The following is a 24,417-nucleotide window of genomic DNA, read 5'->3' on the forward strand; positions in this document are numbered from 1 at the left end:
ATGTACTCAAAGTTTTGAATGAATGCTTGCGCCGTCCTATGAATTATCAGCCGTGTTTGCCTATGCCAGAAAGTTTTCTCTGGAACGGAATCTCTATTATATTGATAGTCAATTACTCCTTTTAGGCATCCTCGAAACCTGCACGACCGATATCGCCATCGATACCCCCGATCGTGAGAAAATGATCTTTTGGCTCAAAACCCTTTCATGGGAAAAAGCCGGGGAGCAACCTCACAAGGACACCCTGCCCCTCACTGCCGAAGCCGAAAGAATGCTGGAAAATGCCGTCTTTTATCAGAAACGATTGGGAGACAAACATTTAAATCCGCAACACATCATTCTCTCCATCTTAACGATAGAAAACCGCTGTCAATATAAACTGCAATCCTTAGGTATTGTGTATGCCTCGTACATAGACATCCTGAAGGCAGACAGGAATATCCATGGGGATATACCGCTGCATACACCCAGCATCAGGCTACCATTTACCGCCAGGTATTACCCTTTCCTCCACTGGTTGTACAGCGCAAAAAAGAAGAAACACATCATCGAAAAATACTTCAGGGAAGCGCAGTCCTGCCTGCAATACAATGAAGGCAAAAAGTGCCGTATCCTTTGTCAGCACATTCTGCATATAGACCCGAACCATGTGAATACACTCTGGCTCACAGGTGTATCTTACAGGGCGGAGCGCAATTTTGTGCAGGCACTCCCTTACTATGAAAAGGTATTGGAAAAACACAATGCACATACCGGTGTCATTGCCGAAGTAGCACACTGTTACAGTGAAATGGGGAACCATCATCGCGCACTGCAATTATACAACTACGCCCTTTCCCTCAATCCGGGATCTTCTGAACTGCTGAACAGTATAGGGTTTACCTGCATTCATATGCAGCTGTTTGTAGAAGCGATCGCTTATTTCGATCAGGCCATCGCCTATGATGAAACCTGCGCTTTTGCTTATAACAATAAGGGCTATGTACTCATGCGACTCGGTCACCCGGTACAGGCAGAAGAACTAATGTACAGATCTTTACAGTACAACAAAGGTAACGCGTACGCCTACAGGAACCTGGGTATCCTGTACACAAAACAAAAGAATACCGCTGCTGCCAGAGACATGCTCCTCACAGCAAAACGCTATTATTTCAACCGTAAATATGGGAATGAAGTAGATGAATTACTCCGCAAATTACCCGCGTACGAAACTGTATAACCACTGTATACACCTGTCATAAAAGGATACCTTCATGAGGTACTTCCTGTAAATGAAAATGCCTACAGTAGCCGTCGTAATCCCCGCCAGTACATCCACAACATAGTGGTGACTGAGATAGACTGCGGCAAACCAGATGCCTACCGTTACGGTGGCAAATACAACCTGGAAGAAACGGTTTACATGATGCCTGGAATAATACAGCACGATGAGTGGATAGGCAGAATGCAGGGAAGGCATGGCAGCAAATACATTGGAGCCTTTGCTATAAATAGAATGAAAAATATTCGATTGAAAGTAAGCGTCAAAGCGCGCTAACCCTGCAGTATTGCCCGGTGTATTCGCGATAAACTCAAATCCATGCAACTGTACATACCATGGCGGCGCCGCTGGAAAGGTATAATATATCACAAATCCCAACAGGTTTACAAAGAAGAAAGTAGCTGCAAAATGCAGTAACGCCAGTCTGTCGGTAAAAAACAAATACAAGGCAAACAGTAGTGGCACCGGCACCCAGCACAGGTAAAAGATCCCTGTCATTACATCGATCCACGACCGGGAATGTGCCAGCCAGTACTCATTAGGGGTCAGTATTTGCCCGCCCTCATGAATACCGAATAAGTGTTTCTCAAACTCATATATATCCGCTATATGCACCTTGAAGAACATGTAGTTCGGTGCGGCTTTCATATAGTCGAATAAGATCCAGTAAACTAAAAAAATGGAAAATCCTATAATGAACCTACGTGTACCCCAGGAGGCGTAATAACAGCCATTAAAAATGGCAATCAGCCACACCTGGTCGGTTTTGAAGCCAACCAGGAGGGCAGAAAGTAACAGGTAGGCTATACTTGCAAGTGTAGTAAATATGATTTCTTTTCGTCCAAATCGTGTCTTACTGTTAGTCTCCACTTTCCTTATAGCTGTTCTTCTTTTTGAGGAAAATTTGATCCGAACACCCTATCCCATAATGCTGAACTTACGCCATATCCTCTATCTGCATTCTGATAATGGTGTTTCATATGGTGCTTTTTCAGTCTCTTCCAGAAAGCGTTCCTGAAATTCAGGTGATGTAATGCGTAATGGGAAATATCATAAAACAGGTACCCCGTCATAAAACCGGCAAAGAACCCATACAGGTAATTGACAGGTATGAGTGCCCTGAACAGGAAAAAGAATCCTATTGCCAGCGGAACGCTCACTGAGGGTGGCAGTACCAGTCGCAGTGCATCATTTGGATAATCGTGATGCACACCATGAAATATAAAATGCAGTCTCAGTCCCCATTTGGATTTAGGCACAAAGTGAAATACAAATCTGTGTAGTACGTATTCAGTCAAAGTCCAGACAAACAGCCCTCCCAATGCTGACAGCAGGAACGCCGGCACACCAGCATCTGTATGCGTCAGCCCATAATAACATACATAACTGATCACAGGGATATACAGGATCAGTGGTACACTGAAATGCACCTTGGATAATGCCTCCATAAGCCCATTCTTAAACATGGGTACCGACTCTGTTGAATTGGAAACATATTGCTTTTTCATCACTCTAAATCTATTATATGTGGTGTTTTTACTGACTTAAGGTTTGATCTGTTCCTTTACTTCCTTACCAGTCACCATGTCTTTTCCTTTCAGCTCAATGTAAAGTACATTCGGATGCCAGAAGGTACCACCATCGATCTCTATATAAATGCGGTCCAGCACAGCCAGTGAATTTCCGATCTTTGCATACACATGGTAATCGGGTTGGCCGGTAGGCTTCATCAGGTACAGGTCTTTTTTTGCATAAGCTACGGAATGTAATTCATATTTCCCCTGTCCCAGGTCCTTTACTTTGATTCCGTAGGCAAATTTACGTTGTATATAGTTCAGTGGCTTCTTTTCTCCTCCATCTGCATAACGGATCCAGTATACATTTACCGGCTCATCTGCATCCAGCTTACCATCAACTATATTCAGGTCGTATACGATCGTATTAGTGTTGGGGGTACGTTGAATATAAAACAACTGCCCTGGTTCATTGGGCGTTGGAAAGTTAGGCTCAGTAAATGCCATTGCCGGCAGTAGCAGGGCTGCTACCAACAGAACTTTTACAGTAGTTGCCGCACCTCTGATCACCCTGGTTACCTGGTCCTGTTTGTCCAGTGCTATCTTCGCATCGCGCATTCTGCCGATGGCAGTAATGTTCGTCATCACCGCCATGATAAACAGCGGGAATGTAAAGATAGAAATGGTTTCAAAAATATGGAAAGGGATACCTGGTACAAACAGTTTGTAATCGCCACCGATAAAGTGGGCTGTGATACCGCAGGCAATCGCTGACAAAGAGATCACTACGATACGTTCCGGACGCTGCATCAGGCCACCTTTACACTCAATGCCCAGGCCCTCTGCCCTTGCACGGGTATAGCTCACCATCATAGAACCGATCATGGCTACAAATGCTGCCAGTGAACTCAGGAAATAATGATGTCCTACCAGGTAATAACAGATACCCAGGAACAGCACCATTTCACTATACCTGTCCAGCACCGAATCGAAGAATGCACCAAAGCGGGAACCCATATTGCCCAATCTGGCCACCTGTCCATCCAGCATATCAAACAGACCTGCGAAGAGGGTCAGCGCACCCGCCCAACCTACATACGACAGGTCTCCCCTGTTTCCTTCTTCCACGCCGGTCACAAAGATGATCACCACCCCTATGTTCAGCAGAAACCCTACAAGGGTCACGATATTAGGCGTAAAGCCTATCTTTATCAACCCTTTTACGATAGGATTGATAACCAGATAAATCAATTGTTGTAACTGGTCTCTCAATGACTTTTTCATACTCAGACTTTTTAACCTCGCTGTTAAAAATCGAACCGTACACGTGTTCTGATACCCCAGTTTGCTACTCCAGGATTGTTCAGGTAAGTGAACCTTCTTACCAGGTCTACACGGAACAGTTTAAAAATGTTAGAAATGCCCACACTTCCTTCTATATAAGGCTCTTTGCCTAATGTATATGTAAAGGATGAACCGTCAGTATATTTTGAAAACTGAATCAGATCAGGATTGTTGGAAGGATTATTTTCAGAACGCAGACCGCCATACAAAATCTTTCCAGCGAGCACTTCACGCCATTTCAATTTCTTGAACAGCGGAATTTTGTTAAAGATAAAACCATTAAAGTTATGGTCGATGTTTAATCCTATATAGTGATCACTCACAAACTCCAGGAAGTTCATGAGGTTATAACTCTCCAGCTGGTAAGCATACGTCTGGTTCGCTCTGTGGATAGACAGTAATGGATAAGGCAGGTGATTACCAAAGATATTACCACCTTCCAGTACCACTTCGCTGAAGCCCAGCTGACCCAGGTAACACATCTTGTAAATGTTCAGCGTTACGTTCTGGTAATTGTATGCGCTGTTGGCAATTCCTTTCACACCTGCGATACCTCTCAGGGTGAAGATAGGGTACTTGTTTGGCAGCGGAATACGGAAGCTCTTACCCTGATAGAACTTTTCATTTGGCGCCCAGCGCAGTTCTGTGCTAAACTCGGCCGTAGTCAGGTCAGTAACAGGTGTATTCGGTTCGCTTCCTTTATAGTATGCCAGACTACCGGCTGGTGATTGTATCCAATGTTTGAATCCTACCTGATAACTGAAGTGGTTAGTAAACTCCTGCAGGAAGGTCAGATTGAAGATCTTGTTATACAGCCACTTGTCGTTGTTACCACGTTTGAATGACAGCAGGAAGTTATCTTCCTGTACAAACTGTAATTCCTGACCGGGGATCTTTGTTTCGTGCTGATAATTAGCTTTCAGTGCTACAACCGGCCAGTCGTAAATTGACTTATGGTTAAAGGCGTATGCACCACCCACGTAATACTTCCACTTCTCATCTTTTAGGCCATAAGCGGCATAAGATTCGAAGTACAGGCTTTTGCTCAGCTTCGGAGTGGTTCTGCCACCCAGGCGGGGGCGGAAACCTTCAACCGGGTTGAAGCTATAGAAAGTATTGACCGGACCTATTTCGAAATAAGGACCTGCCTGCTTGTAACCTGCCAGCAACAGAGTGAGGATGTCAGCTGTACGCTTGAAAGATTTCATGTGTTGCAGACTGTCGATATTGGAATACACTTTAGATTCCGCAGTAGACAGGGAATCGTGCCTGTTCTGTACCCAAAAGTCATCTCCGTGCTGCACTGTTTTCTCATCTTCTACTACAGCAGCACCGTTGTAGAATTCTGATGGTTTCGGCTGGTTGATGGCCATATCCCTGATAGATACAGTACGCTCACCGTAGATACCACTGCTCCCTTTGAAGATACCGAAGTCGGCCATCAGCGTTTGTTTGCTGGTATAATAGCGGCCATCGGAGGTCTTCTGGAAATCAAAGTACAGGTGAAAATCTCTCACCCAGTTCAGGTTGATCTCTTTATTCGCAGTCATATCCGCTTTTTGCACGGCATAGTTACCATCTAAAGTGATAAACAGTTCCCCTTCCAGCAATAAGTCAGTCTTGTTACGGGGGTAGAACTCCAGTTTAATCAGCTTGGTGCTGTCTGGTGCTACGATGGTATCAGCGATATAGAATTTATAAAAAGTAGGTGCAGAGTTGGCAATCGGACTCAGGAACTGGTTCGTGAACAGCATCAGCTGGTTATCGTAGATATCTACGTCCTGGTAAATGTGGTTCAGGTATTGGCTCAGGCCCCTGTTATCGATAAAGTTTTCGAAGCTCACTTTCTTATCGCCCGTCACAATCGTCTTCTTTTTCTCCGGATCACGGCGATAGTATACATCGGCCAGTTTTTCTTCCAGGTAGATAGGCAGAATAGATTTGCCTGCGAACTTGGTGGTATCCTGGTTCTCAAAAATGAATTTATACTTACGGGTCAGACGACCGTTGCTAATCTTTTCAGAGAGGTTACTCAGTGCGAATTCCAGTTTTTCGTACTGGTTGTATTGAGCATAGTCAAAATGCGTCATTCGGTTTTTGTCCCTGTTCTCGATCACGAGGCGGATCAGCTCCACAGCTGGGTTATCCTTGTTGCGATAACGCTCTTTTTTCTTTTTAACTACAAACTCATTCAGATTCTTGGCTGTACTTTCCAGCTGAATATTAATGGTTTGAACAATACCGGGTGTGATTTTCCGGGTTACGCTCTTATAACCCATGAAAGCAAAGCGGATACTATCTCTCGTAATAGAGACATCCAGCTGATACTTTCCATCTGCACTGGTACCAGTACCGATGGAAGTGCCCGGAACAAAAACGTTTACAAAAGGCAGCGGAGCCCCCGTGCGACTATCAGTAATAAGTCCTTTCACGGTGGTGGTCGTTTGTGCGAATACCGAACTAAAGCCAGAGACGAGCAATAAAAGAATTCCGGATACTATATTTTTAAATCCATTCATTAACCAAAATCATTTAAAAACAAACCGCTTTTGCATTCCATAGTTATACCCGACGGCGGTAATAACCGATGCCATAACCACAGCCACGCGCTGATCGATAGCGGTATAATTGGTCAATACCCAAAAGCAGGTAGTATTGACTATCAGGTTTCCGAACCAGACAATGATATATTTAATGGCTTGCCAGTTCCATGTATCGTTTCCCTTTTGATATACCCATGTCCTGTTGATCAGGAAGTTGGTAATACCTCCACAGGTGACTCCTGTCACATTGGCAGCTACACCATATCCTTCCCACATATGCAATAGTAAAAAGGATATCGAAAATTGTACTCCGGTCGCTATCATCGCCGAAGTTTGTGCTTTAATAAATTGCATATGGTCTACAATTGTGCAAAACGCGTACCCAAACCTTCTAAATCAGATGTATTGCCAGTTGCAACAAAATATTGGAATAGATGCCAGCTACAATATCGTCCATCATAACCCCTAGTCCTCCCGGAAGAGCCTCTGTGCGCCTGATATATAAAGGTTTTACTATATCAAAAAAACGGAATAATACCAATCCGGCCAACATATATGCCGGAGTGACAGGCACGAACAGGACGGTTACGAACATGCCGGCGACTTCGTCTATTACCACTTTTTTGTCGTCTTTGCCCCAATATGGTTCTACTTCCGTACCAGACCAGATTCCTAATAAGGTGATGGCTACTGTAAACAGCACCGTCCAAACGTTGTTAGGATGGCCACCAGCCAAAACCAGGTACCAGACCAGAGCGGCGACTGCAGCTGCAACCGTTCCTCCGCCCTTGCCAATGTATCCAATGCCAAGGCTGGTGGCGATTAATTTGTGTATTCTTATCATTCAGTATCAAAAATTCCTTCGTAATAGTCCAGTCCCAGATGCGTGATCAGATCTTCACCCATCAGGTAGCGCAAGGTATTTTGCAGCTTGATAAGCTGTTTGAAAATATCATGTTCAGGACGTAAGCCAGGGGCAGTCTGAGGAGATTTCAGGTAGAATGAAAGCCATTCCTGTATGCCGCTCATGCCTGCACGCTTAGCAAAGTCAATAAATAATGCGAGGTCCAGTACAATCGGTGCAGCCAGGATTGAATCACGGCACAGGAAGTTTACTTTAATCTGCATTTTATACCCTAACCAGCCGAAGATGTCGATGTTATCCCAGCTTTCCTTATTATCCTTGCGCGGCGGATAATAGTTAATACGGATTTTGTGATAAAGGTCACCGTAAAGATCAGGATATTCTTCCGGACTTAAAATATCTTCTAAAACGCCAAGCTTGGAAACTTCCTTGGTTTTGAAGTTGTCAGGATCGTCTAACACCCATCCATCGCGGTTTCCGAGGATGTTGGTGCTGAACCAGCCTTCCATACCCAGGGCTCTCGCCTGCAGCCCCGGCGCCAGAATTGTCTTCATCAGGGTCTGACCGGTCTTGAAATCTTTACCTGCAATCGGCGTCTTGGTCTGGTGGGCCAGCTCTACCAATGCCGGAATATCGCAGGTCAGGTTAGGTGCACCGTTGGCAAAAGGTACGCCCAGCTTCAGTGCCGCATAAGCGTAAATCATGCTGGGAGCAATTCTTGCATCGTTGTCTTTCAATCCCTGTTCAAATGCTGCCAGCGAATTGTGCACGTCTGCTGCCTGATGGTAAATTTCAGTAGAACCACACCATACCATTACGACACGGTCACAGTTATTTTTCTGCTGGAAGGTTTTAATGTCTTCCATAACCATCTCTGCCAGGTCATAACGCGTCTTGAAATCCTTTACATGTGTGCCATCCAGATTTTTAACAAAGTTTTTGTCAAAAGCTGCCTTCATCGGAACGATGGCTTCCAGTTCGGGTTTAATTGCTTCAATCTGAAACCTGTCTAATACTTCAGCTTTTACCGCTGCTGTATACACGTTATCTTCATAAACATCCCAGCCGCCGAAGACGATATCTTCCAGCTTAGCTAAGGGAACAAAATCTTTAATCAATGGATTGTTATTGTCTGTTCTTTTACCCAGACGGATGTGTCCCATTTGTGTTACCGATCCAATTGGCTTGGAAAAGCCTTTGTTAACAGCTAACACTCCAGCGATGAAAGTGGTTGCTACTGCGCCAAGGCCTGGCATCAGTACTCCCAGCTTTCCGTTTGCGTCTTTAATTTGATGTTTCATTTTCTTTTTGCCTCTTTGTTTTTCAATTAGTGAACGTTTGTTATAACCAGTGGTTCCCGGTATACCAGTCCAGTGTTTCCCTCATTCCTTCCTCGAGGGAGAAGTCAGGCTGGTATCCAAGTTCTCTTTGTATACGTATTATGCTACAGTTCCAGTTTTGGGCAGTCAGCTCATTTAACCGGTCCCTATTTAACAACGGCATGCCCTTACTTGTTGCCTCAGCCATTACAGCTATCCACCGGATCAATGTTAATGGCATGTGAATACGTAGTGTTCTGATGCCTAACAACCGTTTCGTCACTTTGGCCAATGCATAACGATCATAACTATTCCCGTCCGAAACATCATAACAGGTATGTATAATTTGTCCATTGAGCGCGCAAATGGCAGCCTGTGCCACATCTTTTACATAAACAAAACTCAACTGCTGGGGGCCTTTCCCCATATACGGTTCCAATCGCCAGCCATACGTCTTAAACAACACAAACAGGTCCTTGTCCCGGGGGCCATAGATGGCCGTAGGGCGCAATACTACCCAGGGGATCTGCGCATATTGCTTCAGGAGGTTTTCTGCCAGCAGTTTACTCTTACCATACAATGTCACGGGTGCAGGTGATAACTCATCCTGCTCCGGCCATTTTGCTTCATAAGCTTTTGGCCCTACTGCTGCCAGGCTACTGAAATACACAAACCTGTTCAATTCAATACCTGATTGTACGATTGCTTTCAGGAGGTTTTCTGTATACGTTGCATTGACCTCGTTGAAAGCGGCTTCATTCTTAGCACGGGTGGCGCCAGCAGCATGAATGATATCACTATATTGCTGTTCCTGTAGCAAGGCTGCCATGGCAGGTACATTGCGAAAATCCAGGTTCACGATAGAGATCTCCAGATGGTGTAAATGTGCTACATCACTAGAGGGCCTTACCCCTGCGTGCACTTCCATTCCTGCTGCCAGTGCAGCTTCGATTAAATGGAAACCCAGAAAACCGCTTGCACCTGTAATCAATACCTTTTTACTCATATTGCTTTCTCGTAAATCCTGTATCGCTTGTATGGTACGCCATTCACCGCCTGGATCGCACTGTTCATCAGGTCATTCTGTGCCAGTATCCAGGAGGCTTCTGCCACATTGATACCTTTACGGCGACATTCTTTGATGATGCGGCCGTAGAAGACTGCTTCCACCCCCAGCTTACGCACAGGTTCCAGTACACCCAGTGCTATTACCCGTACACCTTTGATCTTGCCCTTGCCCAGCAGGAGTTTGAAAAGGCCAGTAGGCAGTAATCGTCCTCTGCGGATCTTGATCAGCACCTTGTTCAGATCGGGAATACAGAGGGAAAAACCTACTATCTGTCCATCTCTTTCTGCCACGATACATAGATCCGGATCCATTATTAATTTCAGGTCCTTGGCCAGATATGCGAATTCATTGTCTGTCATAGGAACGAATCCAAAGTTCTTATCCCAGGCCTTATTATAAACATCTTTGATCTTTGCTACCTCATTGTCGAAATCCTTCAGGTTTACTTTGCGTATGATGATATTCCGCTGGGCGAGTCTGTTTTCCAGCATCTGCATCATACGCAGCGGCTTATCTTCCACGGCTTCGGCAGTTACCTGCCATGCGATCAGTGTCACATTTTCCGTCATTTCAGCGGCCTCAATCAGCTCTATGTAATAAGGGCGATTGTAAGTCATCATTACGACTGGTGGACTGTCAAATCCTTCGATCAGTAAACCACAGGTTTCATTGGTAGAGAAATTCACTGGTCCAATGATGGTAGATAATTCCTGTTTCTTTAGCCATTCTGCAGCTGCATTGAACAGCGCATTGCTCACAGTCACATCGGGGATACATTCAAAAAATCCAAAGAAACCATCGTTAGTGCCATTGAACGCGTTGTGATTACGATTGTTGATAGCGGCTATACGGCCTACTATTTTTTTGTCACGGTAAGCGAGAAACAGTTGTATTTGTGAATGTTCGTGGAAAGGATGCTTGCCCGGCGTTAAAAGGTCGCGTTGTGCAATAAACAACTCGGGCACATATAAAGGATCATTGCTGTATAGGTCATGCGGGAAGTCAATGAATAATTTCATCTGCTGTTTAGTACTCACCTGTTCGATAACGGGTGCACTTCCTCTGACTACAGTGGTTGTGGTGGTAACGGAAGGTGTCTGTATGGTGTCCATTATTATTTGCTTTAATTGTTACAGGCGTTATTGCAGCACTATATTCCCGTTATGTTTTTCTCTTAAGGGAATGCCTTCTTCTTTGAATGCCTTCACTAACATTTCCACGGCTTTTTCAATCTGGCTGAAGGTATGTGTCGCCATCAGTGAAAAACGGATCAGTGTAGCATCAGGAGGAACGGCAGGTGGCACCACAGGGTTCACGAAGATCCCCAGTTCCTGTAATCTTTTGGTAATGCTGAATACCCCTTCTTCATTTCGGATATAAATAGGAATGATGGGGGTTTCAGATACTTCACCAGTGTCAAAACCAGCATCTTCCAGCAGTTTGCGGGCATACTCTGTATTGTCCCACAGTCTTTTGATATGATCAGGTTCTGATTCAATAATGTCCAGCGTAGCCAGTACACTTGCCACAGCAGCAGGGGTCATGCTTGCGCTGAAGATCAGTGCGCGGGCAGTGTGTTTCAGGTACTCAATAATGGTATTGTCGGCAGCAATAAAGCCCCCCAGGGAAGCAAAGGATTTGCTGAAAGTACCCATGATCACATCAACCTTGTCAGTAAGACCAAAGTGAGAAGCGGTACCGGTACCATTCATACCTAAGATACCCAGACCATGTGCATCGTCTACCATGATATTTGCACCATAGGTATCAGCCAGCGATACGATATCAGGCAGTTTAGCCAGATCACCTTCCATGCTGAATACCCCGTCTATAGCAATTAAACGCACCGCTGTTGATGGTAATGCCTGTAGCTTGGCTTCGAGGCTGTCCATATCATTGTGCTTGTACTTGACTACCTTGGAGAAGGATAAACGGCTACCATCAATAATAGAAGCGTGATCCAGTTCATCCAGCAGGATGTAATCATTGCGACCGGTCAGACTTGACAAGGCACCCAGGTTGGCTTGAAAGCCGGTGCTGAATACGATCGCGTTTTCTTTGCCCACAAACTTTGCCAGCCTTGCTTCTAATTCCAGATGTAAATCCAGGGTTCCATTCAGAAAACGGGACCCCGCACAACCGGTTCCGTATTTTTCTGTCGCCTTAATAGCTGCTGCTATTACCTGAGGATGGTTTGTCAGCCCGAGATAGGAATTGGATCCAAACATCAGTACTTTCTTACCCTCAATTTCTACCTCAGTGTCCTGACCGGAAGAGATTGGTCGGAAATAAGGCCAGATTCCTCTTTCTTTTGCACTGTTTACCCGGGCTATTCCCGCCATCTTCGCACGTAACATTTTACTCATCTTTTTTGCTCTAATTCGGTTGTTGTAACACAATACCTGTGCAATTTCAGATACCGTGTTTTATGATCTGCACCTTTTTCAGATCATAATTGACAGTATTTAATTCTTATGACGACAGGCTAATAGCCAGCATCACACCACTGAATGCAGCGTTAAAAAAAGGTCCAAAAGCAGTATGCGAGTTGCGGTTTAAGCACTATTCACGAAAAATCGTAAATGGTTTTATTTATTAAGTATGTTTGAAAACAAAATGGTGACTATCATTATTCAAACAATGTCCTAATTTGGTGGCCCAAAAACAGTATGCGAGTTGCGGTTTAAGTAGAGTGATCCGGTAGCCCGGACCTTACGATTGACGGCACCAAATTAGGAATAAAAATTGAATTAAGATCAAAAAAAAATCTAAATCATCAAGAATCACAATCAGATAGACAAATAAAATTATTTTATACGTTCAATTATTTTTACCTTAATTATCAATTAGTTATACTATAAAAAGACCGAACCCTTCCAATTGGCACAGTTTTTATATAATATAATTAAACTATTTGTAATTTCACATCCCTAACGATCTAAACAACATCGTATGAACCTTTCAAAAACCATTTCTGCACTGCTCCTATGTTTTACTATAGCAGTTTCCGCCAGCGCGCAGGATCAGGAAGCAGATTCTACCGGTTTACCCGGGGACAATTTCAGTTTACAGGGAGCTTTGGATTTATTTAAAAAAGCAGGATCACCTGAAGAATTCGAAAAATTATTAAACACTCAGGATAATAAAGTCAATAACCTGGACCTGAATGAAGACGGACAGATTGATTATGTGCGTGTTACAGGCAAGAAGCAGGACGATGTGCAGATATTTGTACTGCAGGCCCTGGTATCTCCCACCGAAAGTCAGGATGTAGCAGTGATCTCTCTTGAGAAAACTGCTGACGACAATGCTGTAATCCAGATTGAAGGGGATGCTGATATTTATGGTGAATCTACCATAGCAGAGCCATTGCCTGAAGCTGACAATGCATTTAATTACAGCCCTGCCAGCCACGGTCCATCCGTTTCAAGCCCTGAAGGGATTATTGTAAATGTGTGGTTCTGGCCATGTGTTCGCTTTGTATATGCACCTGCTTATACTGTATGGATTTCACCCTTTACATGGGTAGCACATCCAGGATGGTGGCGTCCATGGCGCCCAATGCCTTATTACGAATATCGTCCTTACTGTGCACATTACCACACCCGCTATGTAGTCGTACCTACACGCAGAATCCAACCTGCACGTGTGATGTACAGACCTACCCGTATGACTTCTGTAACCGTGATTCAGCGGAACAGGGTTGTTGTGGATAATTATCGTAATAACAGGAATAGCGGTCGGGTAGATCGTGGTGGAAATTATGGCGGCAGAGGCGGTTATACACCGGGAAGAACTAATAATGGCGGTGGTAATTACACCCCGGGAAGAACTAACAACGGTGGTGGTAACTATACCCCGGGTAGAGTGAGCAATGGCGGATCCAATGGTGGTGGTAACTACACCCCGGGCAGAACCAACAACGGTGGATCCAATGGTGGTGGCAACTACACCCCGGGAAGAACCAACAACGGTGGAACCAACGGTGGTGGTAACTACACCCCAGGCAGAACCAACAACAGTGGATCAAATGGCGGTGGTAACTACACCCCGGGCAGAACCAACAATGGTGGCGGCACCAGACAATCTGTAGGAAACAGCAATGGCGGCGGCAGACAATCCAGCGGCGGCAATAACAGTGGCGGCAGATCATCTAACAATGGTGGAGGTTCACGCGGTGGTCGCGTTTCCAGGAACTAATATATTTTCCCGCAGGTAGTTTCTCTTAGGAAACTACCTGTTCTTTTCTTTTACAAAATGCCAGATGCGCCGTTTTCTCCGGCAACTCCACCAACCCCTGATACTCAAACCCCGCTCTCTTATTCAACACATGTATCTTCTCATTCCTCGCATCCGGTTCCACTATCAATCGCTCCACCCTCGCATCACTAAATAAAAACGCCATTATCACCTGAAACACCTGAAAGGTAAAATCCGGTATCCGCTTCTCCACCGGCGCCATCAGGATATGAAATCCATAATCCCCCGGCAGCGCATCATAATACTCCCCTATCCTATCTTCCTGTGCCTTATAAAACTCTACCAGAAAAGCCGGCTTGTCATTATAAAACCCCAGAAAAGGCTGTACATGCGGCAAAGCGATCAGATCGGCATACATTTTACGCACTGTCTCTATCGTACTATGCTGTAATTGCCAATACATGGCATACTCCCTGTTCACCCAATCGTGAATCAAAGGAATATCAGTATCCAATACCAATGGTCTCAGAAAAAACTCACCGGAAGAAAAAGACGTGCCTGCATCAGCACTTAAAAAAGCAGGTAATTGTTGCGTCATAGTGGAATGGGTTATAAACAGCAAGCTAAAACAATTCAAAAATACCCTTTGCTCAAAAATGGAATTTATTTTTTGGAAGCCCGGCTGATTGCATTCCTGAATAGTAAAACATACATCGGGTTATCAAACAATTCAGACGCATGCCCCATAATCACAAAATTGCTCTCCTTCGCCAGCTGATCCAGCCACACCTTTGCTCTTTTAGTGTAAGCAATATGATGCCCTCCATTTTCAGCCAGTGCAAGCACATGCAATCGCTGTGCCTGCACTGTACTGCCATAAATTAGAAGTATCATGATTGCTTTCATCATAGTTATGCTTTTTTCGCCTTCCCTAATCCAACTTTAAACTTATCTGGCGTACCTGTCACTTTAATATTCATAAACCGGATCGTCTTGTTCTTATCTCTGTACTCAATCGCATCTTCCTGATCCGGATCTACATCTTCTTTTTTCCTGCCAAACAGCCCCTGCCATCCTGCACTCGTTACCACCTTCATGGGCACTCTCAGGTAATACTCCATGTTGAAATCCAATCCCTGTTTACCTGAAATCTCTATAAACCCAAGTGATGAGTTGATATTCATTTTAGGAATTTCCAGCACCCCATTCTTCAGGGTCAGCTTATTTTTCAACGTATCAAAGTTGATCTTGTTCAGGTTTTTGTCTTTAAAGTAACTCGCCATCGCCTGCATCGGGGAAAAGTTCACCAGACTCCCATTCCTGATATCCACATCCAGCGTAGCTTGTGAATCCTCTAACCTTGGTGTCAGATCCGGATGCATCAGTACACGGCACCTTACCTGTCCAAACAACCTTCCCTTTACATTCTTATTGATCACATAGTCCTGACCAAAGTAATCCAGCTTCAACATCATCTTCTCAATGTTCACGTCATTGAAACGGATCCTGCTCCTGAACATAATTTTAGCCGGATCAGAACCATCAAAGTGACCTCTCATTCCAATGGTGCCTTCAGCAATATTCATTCCCAGGGTATCGATATACATATGATGGTTACTCTGCATCCGCATCTTTGTCGTAAAGTCCTTTATCCACAGATGATGGTACTTTACTTTTCCTACTTCCGCATTCACGGTTATATCTGTAAACGGTACATTGAAAATGTTGAACGCACTCTTATGAATAGAATCTGTGACCGTATTTCTCACGGTTGTAGGCGCTACCAGCGGTTTGTCTTCTTCCTCTTCCACTCCTGAGAATTTATAATTCGTGAGCTGATCCACATCCAGTTTTTCAGATTTGAATGTGAAGAAATTCGGCTTCTTCCGCTGTGTGGTATCAGTTCCTAAAAATAGCCGGCCACTTATATCAAAGTCACTGTTACCAATTTTTCCTGTCAGCGTGTCTACACGTACAAAGCGGTTATTACCATACATGATGGTACCATTGATCTTTTCCAGTACGATCGGATGTACTTTCAATGATCCGGATATATTCGCAATATGCAGTTTCGCAAATTTGAAGACAGAATCATACTTCATATCACACTTGGCACGGAGCCAGATATTACTGGCTACCTCTTGCTGATAATCTTTTGGTACATAGTTTTTGCTGATCCTTCCCAGCAGGTCATTCATGGCCAGGTGTTGTGATTTCAGGTCAAATGCAATCTGTGTTTTTCCTCTCTTTACCTTATCAAACCACAACTGGTAGTTAATCACTCTCGCACTCAGCTTCAGATCCGTACTATCAATCAGACCACCGAAGTTACGCATCAGCAATGCAGTATCATTGATCGCCACTTCTGTACCAAAATCATGAAATGCATGTGGATAGTATTTAAAGGAGGCATTCAGTTTTTCCATCCTGAAAGTACCTTTTGGCAAGGGGGCAGGATGCAGCAACTGGTTCACAGATGTTTCGAGAGACAAGGTGATGTTAAACCCATTGATCTCCTCTTTTGCTTTTCTTGCTTTGGCAGAATCAAAGGCCAGCACATCGCTCATCAATATCTTATTACTATGTACATTCAGCGTCACCTTTACTGGTTGCTGGTGTTTGTGAAACACTGCTGGCAGGTCGCTTAGTGAACCACTCAGCATGATATCAGAATGGCCTACGCGCAGCGCCAGACTATCCAGCGTTACCATGCCATTCTTCATGTTCGCATGCAGGTTCATATTGCGCACCATATGCGGATAATTCGGAATCCGGAAGGTCAGGTTGCTCACCGTCAGTTCACTCTGTATTCCTTCTTTCAGTTTACCGAGCGAAGCTTCCGGCAGTTGCATATCCACCAGTTCCTTAAAGTTCATGTTCAGACTGATGTGGCCTGTTACCTTCTGCAGGTCTTTGATACCCAGGAAAGCACCGATGAATTCCAGTTCCAGTTCTGAGTTCACCTGCATCACAATCTTTGGATCGGTGAAGTCGCGCATCACAAAGTTGCCTTTGAACACACCTTTGTCTGGCAATGCGCTCATATTCAGAATGTGCAGCTCAGAGGTTTTGAGCGAATGCTCAGCACCATTGGTATAATATCCTTTAAAGCTCAGACTGTCTACTTTCTTGTTCGCATCCGGGTTCAGGAAGTAAGCATTTTCACAACCGAAGTTGACAGAGATGAGTGGCATTTTGCCATCACCCAGTTTTCCCTTTATGACGCCTTTGAAAGAGATCCGGCCGTCGTATTCAAATTGTTTCAATTGCTCCGTCACACTCGCAGGTGCGAAAGATAATAACAGGTTGATATCCGGCTTGTCTCCTTCCAGTGTCACATCAACCAGATTACCCTGAGACATATTCAGGGAACCTGTCACACTAAATCTTGCCTGTTCCAGTTTCAGTTTGCCCACGGGCAGGTTTAGTAACTGCTTTTTGCTATCATAACTGAGTTGCAGATCTGTCTCAATATTTTTATGGCGAAACAGCACAGTGTCAGACGGGGTGATATAATCAATGACCTGCTTACCTTCCATCGATGCGTTGATCAGATCCCCATCCATTTTGAACGAGGTCTTGATCTTGTCGATATGTGTAGCCACATGCGATCCCATCACCTTGTCGGTATACGAGATATCCAGGTCTCTCAGAATGATCTTCTTGATATCCAGCTGCATAGGCGCCGAATCACCAGAAGTAGTAATAGCCGAATCCGACTGAATACGGTTGGCTTCCACGATATCGATCTTTCCATTCTGCTCTTTAACCAGGTGCAGGTAACCATTTTTCACTACCAGTACCTTTACATTGTATTGCTGGCGGATGATGTCTGGCAGACTAAATCCAACAAACAATTTTTCTACCTGGTACAATGGTTTGCCAGTATGCTGTTTGTTAGCATAAAATGTTACATTCTTCAGTCCAATCGATACGTACGGAAAGTTTTCAAATGGGGCGATATTACTGCCACCCACAACGAGATCACCGGGCAGCTGCTTATTCAGCTCCCTGAGTGCCATTTGTGTCAGTCGTTCCTGCTGCGTGTACAGAATAAGAGAGGCGATCCCTAATAATGCCAGCATAGAACCCAATACGATATATAGGATACGAAAAATGCGTTTCCGTGTCTTCATGCTTCTTTAATGATGTGTAAGTTGAGACTTATATAATTATGCAAAATTAACCAGAACCCTATAAAATAAAAATATTTTATATGTATATAAGATGCTACCCGGCTCCGTTTTCTCTCATTAATTACCGAATCGGTAAAAAGTACCATAATACCCCCTTATTTCACCATCACATACTCATAAAATCCGGTAATTTTGTACAATTAATAACAACAGCACAATGGCGCGCGCTACAATACCGGTTTACGACGTCTGTACCATCGACAAAAACGGGCAACCGTTGCACCTTATGGTAGAAGACTTTGCCGGTTACCTCGACAAACACTACCAGGCAAGGCATCATCCCCACAGGCACGCCTTCTATCACCTGGTGATGTTCACAAAAGGTAGCGGATCCCACACCATCGACTTTGTCAAATTCGATGTTCATCCCTTCCAGATCTACTTCATGGCTCCAGGACAGGTACACAGCTGGGACTTTACAAGCCGTACCGACGGGTATATTATACATTTCGCCGCCGACTTCTTCCGCTCCTTCCTGCTCAATCCAAACTACCTGGACCAGTTCAGCTTTTTCAGTGGCAACAGTCAGCAATCCGTTTGCCAGTTGCCGGGTTACATTCACCCTGAAGTGACCGAACTGTTCGAAAAACTGCTGCGGGAAGCGAATCAGCATCCTCAACTCAATATGGACATGATCTGCCTGCGGCTGTTGGAGCTCTTTATTACAGTAGAGCGACATACCACCAGAGGGGGAACCACAGCCCTGACAGTACACACTTCCATACAGCTCCGCAACTTCCAACAGCTGATCAATCAGTACTTCCGTACTAAAAGACTGCCAAAAGATTATGCCGCTATGTTGTACATAACGCCTAACCATCTCAATGCATTGTGCAGAGAATTGTTGGGTAAAACAGCCGGCGATGTCATTCGCGACAGGATCCTCCTGGAAGCTAAACGCCTGCTAACCAATGCAGACTTGAGTATACTGGAAATCGCGTACGATCTCAACTTTAAAGACAACTCTTACTTCACCCGTTTCTTTAGAAATTACGAAGGAATCACTCCCGAAGAATTCAGAAAGAAATACATTACTCAATAATATGTGTGCAGAAAAAATCGAAAAACGGCCTAATTTATTCCTTAGCATCTGGAAAAACAGGTGCCCAGCCTGCCGTAAAGGAAAGCTCTTTAAGACGGATAATGCATATGATCTGAAGCACTTTACAGAAATGAACGAAAGATGTCCGGTGTGTGGAGAAGATCTGCAAAGGGAAATCGGGTTCTATTTTGGTACCGGTTATGTAAGTTATGCACTCACCGTAGCGATCAGTGTAGCAACCTTTGTAGCCTGGTGGGTACTCCTTGGTTTTTCTCTCTATGATAACAGAATTTTCTGGTGGATAGGTGTGAATGCGGTGTTACTGATCCTTTTGCAGCCACCTATCATGCGCATATCCAGAACCATCTGGCTGGCATTCTTTGTCGGGTATAATCCTGAAATAAAAACAGGACACTATCACCACTAACGTGGTTTAGGTCCTTAGGTCAGCGCAGAATATTGAAATTTAAAATGGTTGTGGGAACAATAATTTAAAGAGATGATCGTTTTTGATTAAATACAGGCAGCGGGTGTACGAATCCCGCTGCCTTGTCATCTCTGGGGGTTTGTTCAATAAAATCTATGGCCTCGTGAATATTTTTGATTAGTATATCGTCATTGTTGTAGCCTTTCGGCATATTTTCGCTTTCACATTTCCCTTTCGACATCACAAAAGTACAGCCTGTTCTCCCTGAAAAAAATCCCGGAAAACAGGGGTTTTCTTAGCTGATCATATTAAAAACAATCTAAATCCAATAATCTCAACCAATTAGCTATATTTATAAAATATTTTATATATTTCCATCCGGATGGGAACATTATTTACTTACAAGCGGGTACTAAGCATACTCATAATCATGCTGTTAATAGCTAACAGCGTATTTATCACCAGCTGCTCCAGGTCCAAACCGACCTACCTGGATAGCCTTCAGAATGCCATTCGTCGGGTACCTGACGAAGCAGCAAGGGTGGAATTATTCCTCCGGCTTGCAAAAAAATTGCAAACCACCGACAGCGCTTTAGCCTTCTCTTACATACAACAGGCACTTAAACTGGAAGAAAAACGGGACAACAAGCTCGGCATCGCCAGTGCTCATCTGGCCCTGGGTGAATGGTACCGCACGTACCACGACCCTCAGGAAGCAGAAAAGTACCTGATCCTGGCCAAAGAGGCCCTCAAAAAGGACACTGCCAGGGAAAGCCGCAAGCTCATGGCCATGACACGGATTAATCTCGCCATGGTCATGGGCGACAAAGGCTACACCCAGCTACAGGTAGAAGAATACCTGAAAGCCATCCCCGTACTTGAACAGCTTAATGAGCCCAAAATACTGGGTGGCACCTATCAGAGCCTGGGTGATATCTTCTTTAATAAGGCCCAATACAAAACCGCCACTACTTATTATAATAAGAGCCTGGATACCTACGCCGATTCAGCAGCGTTCACGGAAGATATCATCAGCCGTCACCTGAACCTGTCCAGCTGTATGTTTTACCTGGATAGCCTTTCACAGATGCAGCAACACCTCGCTGACGCCAAGAAGAAACTGGATTCCATGCCCGGTGACTCTTCCAACCTGTGGGCTTCCTGGTTTGACTACCAGGGGCAACTGGATCAGAAGCACCAGATGTATGTACATGCTACTATGATGTTCAACAGCGGATTGTCCATCGCCCGTCGCTATCAGGACAATACTACGATCTGTCAGAACCTCTATTCCCTGGCCAAATTGTATAACCGCCTGGGCCAGTATGATATCGCCATGTCATTCATGAATGAGTATACCACACTGGCGTCTTCCCTCAGGGATTACCCTCTGCACATGCCGGCGCTGGACCTCATGGCCGATATTGCTTACAAACAAAGTAATTCAGATCAGGGCTATCGTTTCCTGAGACAATATATTACCCTTTCCGATAGTATGCAGGAGCAGGAAGTCACTGCCAAACTGCATGAACTGGAAACCCAGTTCCAGACTTCTGAAAAGGAACGACGCATATTGCAACTGCAACATGAAAACGAAAGACAGGAATTCGCCCTGCAAAAAAACAGGTTGTTGATTTCCCTGATGATCGTGATTATGATTTCGTTATTAGTCGTTGCAGGTTTGAGTTATCTGTTCTACCGAAATGGCCGCAAACTCCTCACACAACAGGAGCAACTGCACCAGTTCGAAGTAGACCGCATCCGCCAGGAACACCACATTTCCCTTTTGAGCGCCATGCTCGAAGGGCAGGAACAGGAACGTACCCGACTGGCCAGAGATCTGCACGATGGATTGGGTGGGTTATTATCTGGTATCAAACTTGAGCTATCTACCATCCCAACCATAGATGATGTTGAGATCAAGCATGACAAGGTAAACAACACACTACAACGACTGGACGGCGCCATGGACGAATTGCGTCGCATAGCCCGTAGTATGATGCCTGAAATCCTGATTAAATATGGACTGGGTGAAGCAACCGTAGAATACTGCCGTGGTCTTAAAAAGACCGGAGTTAATAATATCGTCTGCCAGGTATACAACTTTCATACAGATAGTATGAAACATACCCGTCAGGTAGTACTGTACAGAATTATGCAGGAGCTGGTCAACAATGCTATCAAGCATGCCGACGCCTCCCAGATCCTCGTACTCCTTCAGCAAACCGGCGATACCATCTTCCTCACAATAGAAGATGATGGTGCCGGCTTTGACACCACGCAGGGAAATAAACTGAAAGGCGCAGGCCTCGCCAATATCCAGGCCCGTGTAGACTTCCTCGGTGGAAAAATGGAAATTCAATCAGAAATAGGAACAGGAACCACCATCACAATAGAATGTGCAACAAGCGAAAAAAATGATGCATGATAAAGGTTATAGTTGTTGAAGACCACCCCATAATGGTGGAAGGACTGAAGAACATACTACGTTCTGACCTGACCATTGATGTGATCGGGGATTATGGCAATGGAAAAAGTGTACTACAGGCATTGGAAGAAAAGGAACACCCGGATGTCATTCTCATGGATGTAAACCTTCCGGATGTAAGTGGCATAAACCTAACCACTGAAATCAAAAAGAAATACGAGGATATCAAGATCATCGCCCTCAGCGTACACGATGAGCAACCTGTGATTCACAGTATGCTACATAACGGCGCAAGTGGATATGTGTTAAAAAATGCGCTGGGTAATGAAATCATCAAAGCCATCAATACCGTGATGGATGGAGAAGAATACCTTTGTACAAGTACCCGCGAGGCACTGAAAAGTGCGGATCAGGACCTGCTCAAAGCCATCCCCCGTATCACCCGCCGTGAAAAGGAGATCCTTCAGCTCATAGGCAAGGGACTCACTACTATTCAGATAGCAGAACAATTATTTATCAGTACCCATACAGTAGAAAGCCATCGTAAGAACCTGATGGAAAAATTCGGTGTGAACAATACGACTTCCGTTGTAAAACTCGCTGCTGAATACAAACTATTGTAACTGGGAATACACCTGCAGTTTCGCTGTATCTGTCACCGCTATGCTCTTGCCGGATACTGCGATGGCCTGCTCCTGTATCAGTTCACTCATCACCCTGAAAGCCGTTTCATAAGTGGTACCTGTATAAGAAGCCAGATCCTGTCTGCTTAATATCAGGTCTATATTCCCCTCGGCATCCTGCCCAAATTTCTCCAATAATAATAACAGGGCATAGGCTACTCTTCCCTTCACCGGCATGTTCACCAGGTTCCGCATTTTCTGCTCTGACTCCTGTAGTTCTGCGGCATAGAAGAGCATCATAGCATACAGAAAATCATGGTTGACCTTTAGCGTAGTCTGGAAAAAATCAATGGGGATAAAACAAACTTCCGCAGCTTCCAGTGCGGTAGCTGATACTGGGTAAAGTTGGGTTGTACCTACTCCCCTATGACCTACAATGTCTCCCTTGCGGGCAAAGCGGACTATCAATTCCTTCTCCTCTCCCCAGTGCTTATGCACTTTTACAGAACCACTATACAAAAAGTAAATGCCCTGTACCGGTTCGCCTTCCTTAAATAATACTCCTCCTTTTTTGACATTATAGGTTTGTTTGTGTGCCTGTATTGCGGGTTTCCATTCGGGTACACAAAGCTTACAAAACATACAGGTGGCGACGTCGCAACCTGATTTATCTTTCTTCATCGTTCTTCTTTTTGATCAACGCCTGCACTTCGGCAGTTATATTACGCAAACGTACTACTTCTCCGACTACTATCACAGCAGGATTTGCCATTCCTTCATGATGTGCTTTATAATAGATATCATTTACTGTACCGAGTACCATTTTATCTCTGCCTGTAGTGGCTTCCTGTATGATGGCAACCGGCAGATCCTTCTTACCATGTTTGGAAAAGATTTCCATGATGGCTTCCAGTCTGCTCATCGCCATTAATATAATCACAGTAGCAGTCGATCGGGCGGCCAGTTCAATATCTCCTGAAATATCGCCAGTCAATGTAGTGCCGGTTGTTACCCAAAAGCTTTCAGTCACCCCCCTGCTGGTCAATGGAATCATCTGCGATTCCGCCGCTGCCAGCGCACTGGAAATACCGGGAATAACGTCCACTGGTATCCCTGCGGCATTCGCTGCTGCAATTTCTTCACCTGCACGGCCAAATACAAAAGGGTCGCCCCCTTTCAGTCTTACTACATGCCCATGACTACTAGCATACTCTACAATCAGGTGGTTGATCTCCTGCTGAGACAAAGAATGGCATCCATATCGCTTGCCTACAAAACGCAGCACTGCATCCGGCCGGGCATAACTCAGCAATGCCTCGTTCACCAACGCATCATATAATATTACATCTGCCTGTTTTAACACATTAATGGCCTTCAGCGTAATTAGTTCCGGATCACCCGGACCAGCACCTACCAGGGATAATTTTGCCATGCTTCCTTTATATTATAAATAACTATATTTGATACAAATCATACCATTCACTATAAAATTACATTCATTATTCTTAATTTCATGATACAAATCACATAAAAAGGAATAAAACAGATAGTCAGTCAGGAAAAAGTTATCATATTAACTATTTCGT

The 24,417-nt window shown here is 44.6% G+C and carries 21 protein-coding genes; 6 read left to right on the forward strand and 15 right to left on the reverse strand.

Annotated elements, in window-relative coordinates; genetic code table 11:
• The first annotated feature begins 22 nt into the window (after positions 1-22).
• Positions 23-1,219: a tetratricopeptide repeat protein gene (locus tag BW716_RS11690; protein WP_083722734.1), complete on the forward strand. Its 1,197-nt coding sequence runs from the start codon at positions 23-25 to the stop codon at positions 1,217-1,219.
• Here BW716_RS11690 and BW716_RS11695 read toward each other — a convergent pair.
• The 10 genes from BW716_RS11695 to BW716_RS11740 all read right to left on the reverse strand — a co-directional run bounded on the left by BW716_RS11695 (position 1,196) and on the right by BW716_RS11740 (position 12,281).
• Positions 1,196-2,131, reverse strand: a complete 936-nt coding sequence (locus BW716_RS11695; RefSeq protein ID WP_083722735.1) for a phosphatase PAP2 family protein — start codon at positions 2,129-2,131, stop codon at positions 1,196-1,198. The genes BW716_RS11690 and BW716_RS11695 overlap by 24 nt on opposite strands.
• 5 nt (positions 2,132-2,136) lie before the next feature.
• Complete coding sequence (locus BW716_RS11700; protein ID WP_235643620.1) at positions 2,137-2,709, reverse strand: sterol desaturase family protein; 573 nt, start codon at positions 2,707-2,709, stop codon at positions 2,137-2,139.
• A 96-nt stretch (positions 2,710-2,805) separates the two neighbouring features.
• Positions 2,806-4,059 carry a DUF4833 domain-containing protein gene (locus BW716_RS11705; protein WP_083722737.1) on the reverse strand — a complete coding sequence of 418 codons (1,254 nt, stop codon included), beginning with the start codon at positions 4,057-4,059 and terminating at the stop codon, positions 2,806-2,808.
• A gap of 23 nt (positions 4,060-4,082) precedes the next feature.
• The gene (locus tag BW716_RS11710) at positions 4,083-6,638 is read right to left on the reverse strand and encodes a DUF5686 and carboxypeptidase-like regulatory domain-containing protein (RefSeq protein ID WP_083722738.1); all 2,556 of its coding nucleotides are present in this window, start codon (positions 6,636-6,638) and stop codon (positions 4,083-4,085) included.
• Between the two features lie 9 nt (positions 6,639-6,647).
• Positions 6,648-7,016: a GtrA family protein gene (locus BW716_RS11715; protein ID WP_083722739.1), complete on the reverse strand. Its 369-nt coding sequence runs from the start codon at positions 7,014-7,016 to the stop codon at positions 6,648-6,650.
• A gap of 37 nt (positions 7,017-7,053) precedes the next feature.
• A complete protein-coding gene (locus BW716_RS11720; protein WP_083722740.1) occupies positions 7,054-7,506 on the reverse strand; it encodes a phosphatidylglycerophosphatase A in 453 nt (150 codons plus the stop codon).
• Complete coding sequence (locus BW716_RS11725; RefSeq protein ID WP_083722741.1) at positions 7,503-8,828, reverse strand: inositol-3-phosphate synthase; 1,326 nt, start codon at positions 8,826-8,828, stop codon at positions 7,503-7,505. Before BW716_RS11725 ends, BW716_RS11720 begins: the two co-directional genes overlap by 4 nt.
• Positions 8,829-8,868: 40 nt before the next feature.
• A complete protein-coding gene (locus BW716_RS11730) occupies positions 8,869-9,852 on the reverse strand; it encodes an NAD(P)-dependent oxidoreductase (RefSeq protein WP_083722742.1) in 984 nt (327 codons plus the stop codon).
• Positions 9,849-11,027: a GNAT family N-acetyltransferase gene (locus BW716_RS11735; protein ID WP_220388748.1), complete on the reverse strand. Its 1,179-nt coding sequence runs from the start codon at positions 11,025-11,027 to the stop codon at positions 9,849-9,851. Before BW716_RS11735 ends, BW716_RS11730 begins: the two co-directional genes overlap by 4 nt.
• Positions 11,028-11,054: 27 nt before the next feature.
• Positions 11,055-12,281 carry an aminotransferase class I/II-fold pyridoxal phosphate-dependent enzyme gene (locus tag BW716_RS11740; RefSeq protein ID WP_083722743.1) on the reverse strand — a complete coding sequence of 409 codons (1,227 nt, stop codon included), beginning with the start codon at positions 12,279-12,281 and terminating at the stop codon, positions 11,055-11,057.
• Positions 12,282-12,867: 586 nt separating this feature from the next.
• Between BW716_RS11740 and BW716_RS11745 the strand changes: the two genes are divergently transcribed.
• The gene (locus BW716_RS11745; protein ID WP_083722744.1) at positions 12,868-14,115 is read left to right on the forward strand and encodes a hypothetical protein; all 1,248 of its coding nucleotides are present in this window, start codon (positions 12,868-12,870) and stop codon (positions 14,113-14,115) included.
• Positions 14,116-14,140: 25 nt separating this feature from the next.
• Here the strand turns inward: BW716_RS11745 and BW716_RS11750 are convergent, their stop codons facing one another.
• The 3 genes from BW716_RS11750 to BW716_RS11760 all read right to left on the reverse strand — a co-directional run bounded on the left by BW716_RS11750 (position 14,141) and on the right by BW716_RS11760 (position 18,251).
• Positions 14,141-14,713, reverse strand: a complete 573-nt coding sequence (locus BW716_RS11750; RefSeq protein ID WP_083722745.1) for a GNAT family N-acetyltransferase — start codon at positions 14,711-14,713, stop codon at positions 14,141-14,143.
• Positions 14,714-14,778: 65 nt separating this feature from the next.
• Positions 14,779-15,024 carry a hypothetical protein gene (locus BW716_RS11755; RefSeq protein WP_083722746.1) on the reverse strand — a complete coding sequence of 82 codons (246 nt, stop codon included), beginning with the start codon at positions 15,022-15,024 and terminating at the stop codon, positions 14,779-14,781.
• 2 nt (positions 15,025-15,026) lie between these two features.
• Complete coding sequence (locus tag BW716_RS11760; protein ID WP_083722747.1) at positions 15,027-18,251, reverse strand: AsmA-like C-terminal region-containing protein; 3,225 nt, start codon at positions 18,249-18,251, stop codon at positions 15,027-15,029.
• Positions 18,252-18,468: 217 nt separating this feature from the next.
• Between BW716_RS11760 and BW716_RS11765 the strand changes: the two genes are divergently transcribed.
• The 4 genes from BW716_RS11765 (at position 18,469) to BW716_RS11780 (ending at position 22,831) form a co-directional block, all read left to right on the forward strand.
• Complete coding sequence (locus BW716_RS11765) at positions 18,469-19,353, forward strand: helix-turn-helix transcriptional regulator (RefSeq protein ID WP_083722748.1); 885 nt, start codon at positions 18,469-18,471, stop codon at positions 19,351-19,353.
• Position 19,354: 1 nt separating this feature from the next.
• Positions 19,355-19,780: a DUF983 domain-containing protein gene (locus BW716_RS11770; protein ID WP_083722749.1), complete on the forward strand. Its 426-nt coding sequence runs from the start codon at positions 19,355-19,357 to the stop codon at positions 19,778-19,780.
• A 430-nt stretch (positions 19,781-20,210) separates the two neighbouring features.
• Positions 20,211-22,208 (forward strand): ATP-binding protein, encoded by a 1,998-nt coding sequence (locus BW716_RS11775; RefSeq protein ID WP_179091095.1) that lies wholly within the window; start codon positions 20,211-20,213, stop codon positions 22,206-22,208.
• Positions 22,205-22,831 (forward strand): response regulator transcription factor, encoded by a 627-nt coding sequence (locus tag BW716_RS11780; protein ID WP_083722751.1) that lies wholly within the window; start codon positions 22,205-22,207, stop codon positions 22,829-22,831. The genes BW716_RS11775 and BW716_RS11780 overlap by 4 nt, the downstream gene beginning before the upstream one ends.
• On the opposite strand, the gene BW716_RS11785 is transcribed toward BW716_RS11780, so the two are convergent.
• Both BW716_RS11785 and cobA read right to left on the reverse strand, forming a co-directional pair.
• Positions 22,823-23,512 carry a Crp/Fnr family transcriptional regulator gene (locus BW716_RS11785; RefSeq protein ID WP_083722752.1) on the reverse strand — a complete coding sequence of 230 codons (690 nt, stop codon included), beginning with the start codon at positions 23,510-23,512 and terminating at the stop codon, positions 22,823-22,825. The genes BW716_RS11780 and BW716_RS11785 overlap by 9 nt on opposite strands.
• Positions 23,499-24,263, reverse strand: a complete 765-nt coding sequence (gene cobA / locus BW716_RS11790; RefSeq protein ID WP_083722753.1) for a uroporphyrinogen-III C-methyltransferase — start codon at positions 24,261-24,263, stop codon at positions 23,499-23,501. The genes BW716_RS11785 and cobA overlap by 14 nt, the downstream gene beginning before the upstream one ends.
• Between the last annotated feature and the right edge of the window lie 154 nt (positions 24,264-24,417).

This window comes from [Flexibacter] sp. ATCC 35208 (assembly GCF_001975825.1).
GTDB lineage: Bacteria > Bacteroidota > Bacteroidia > Chitinophagales > Chitinophagaceae > Chitinophaga.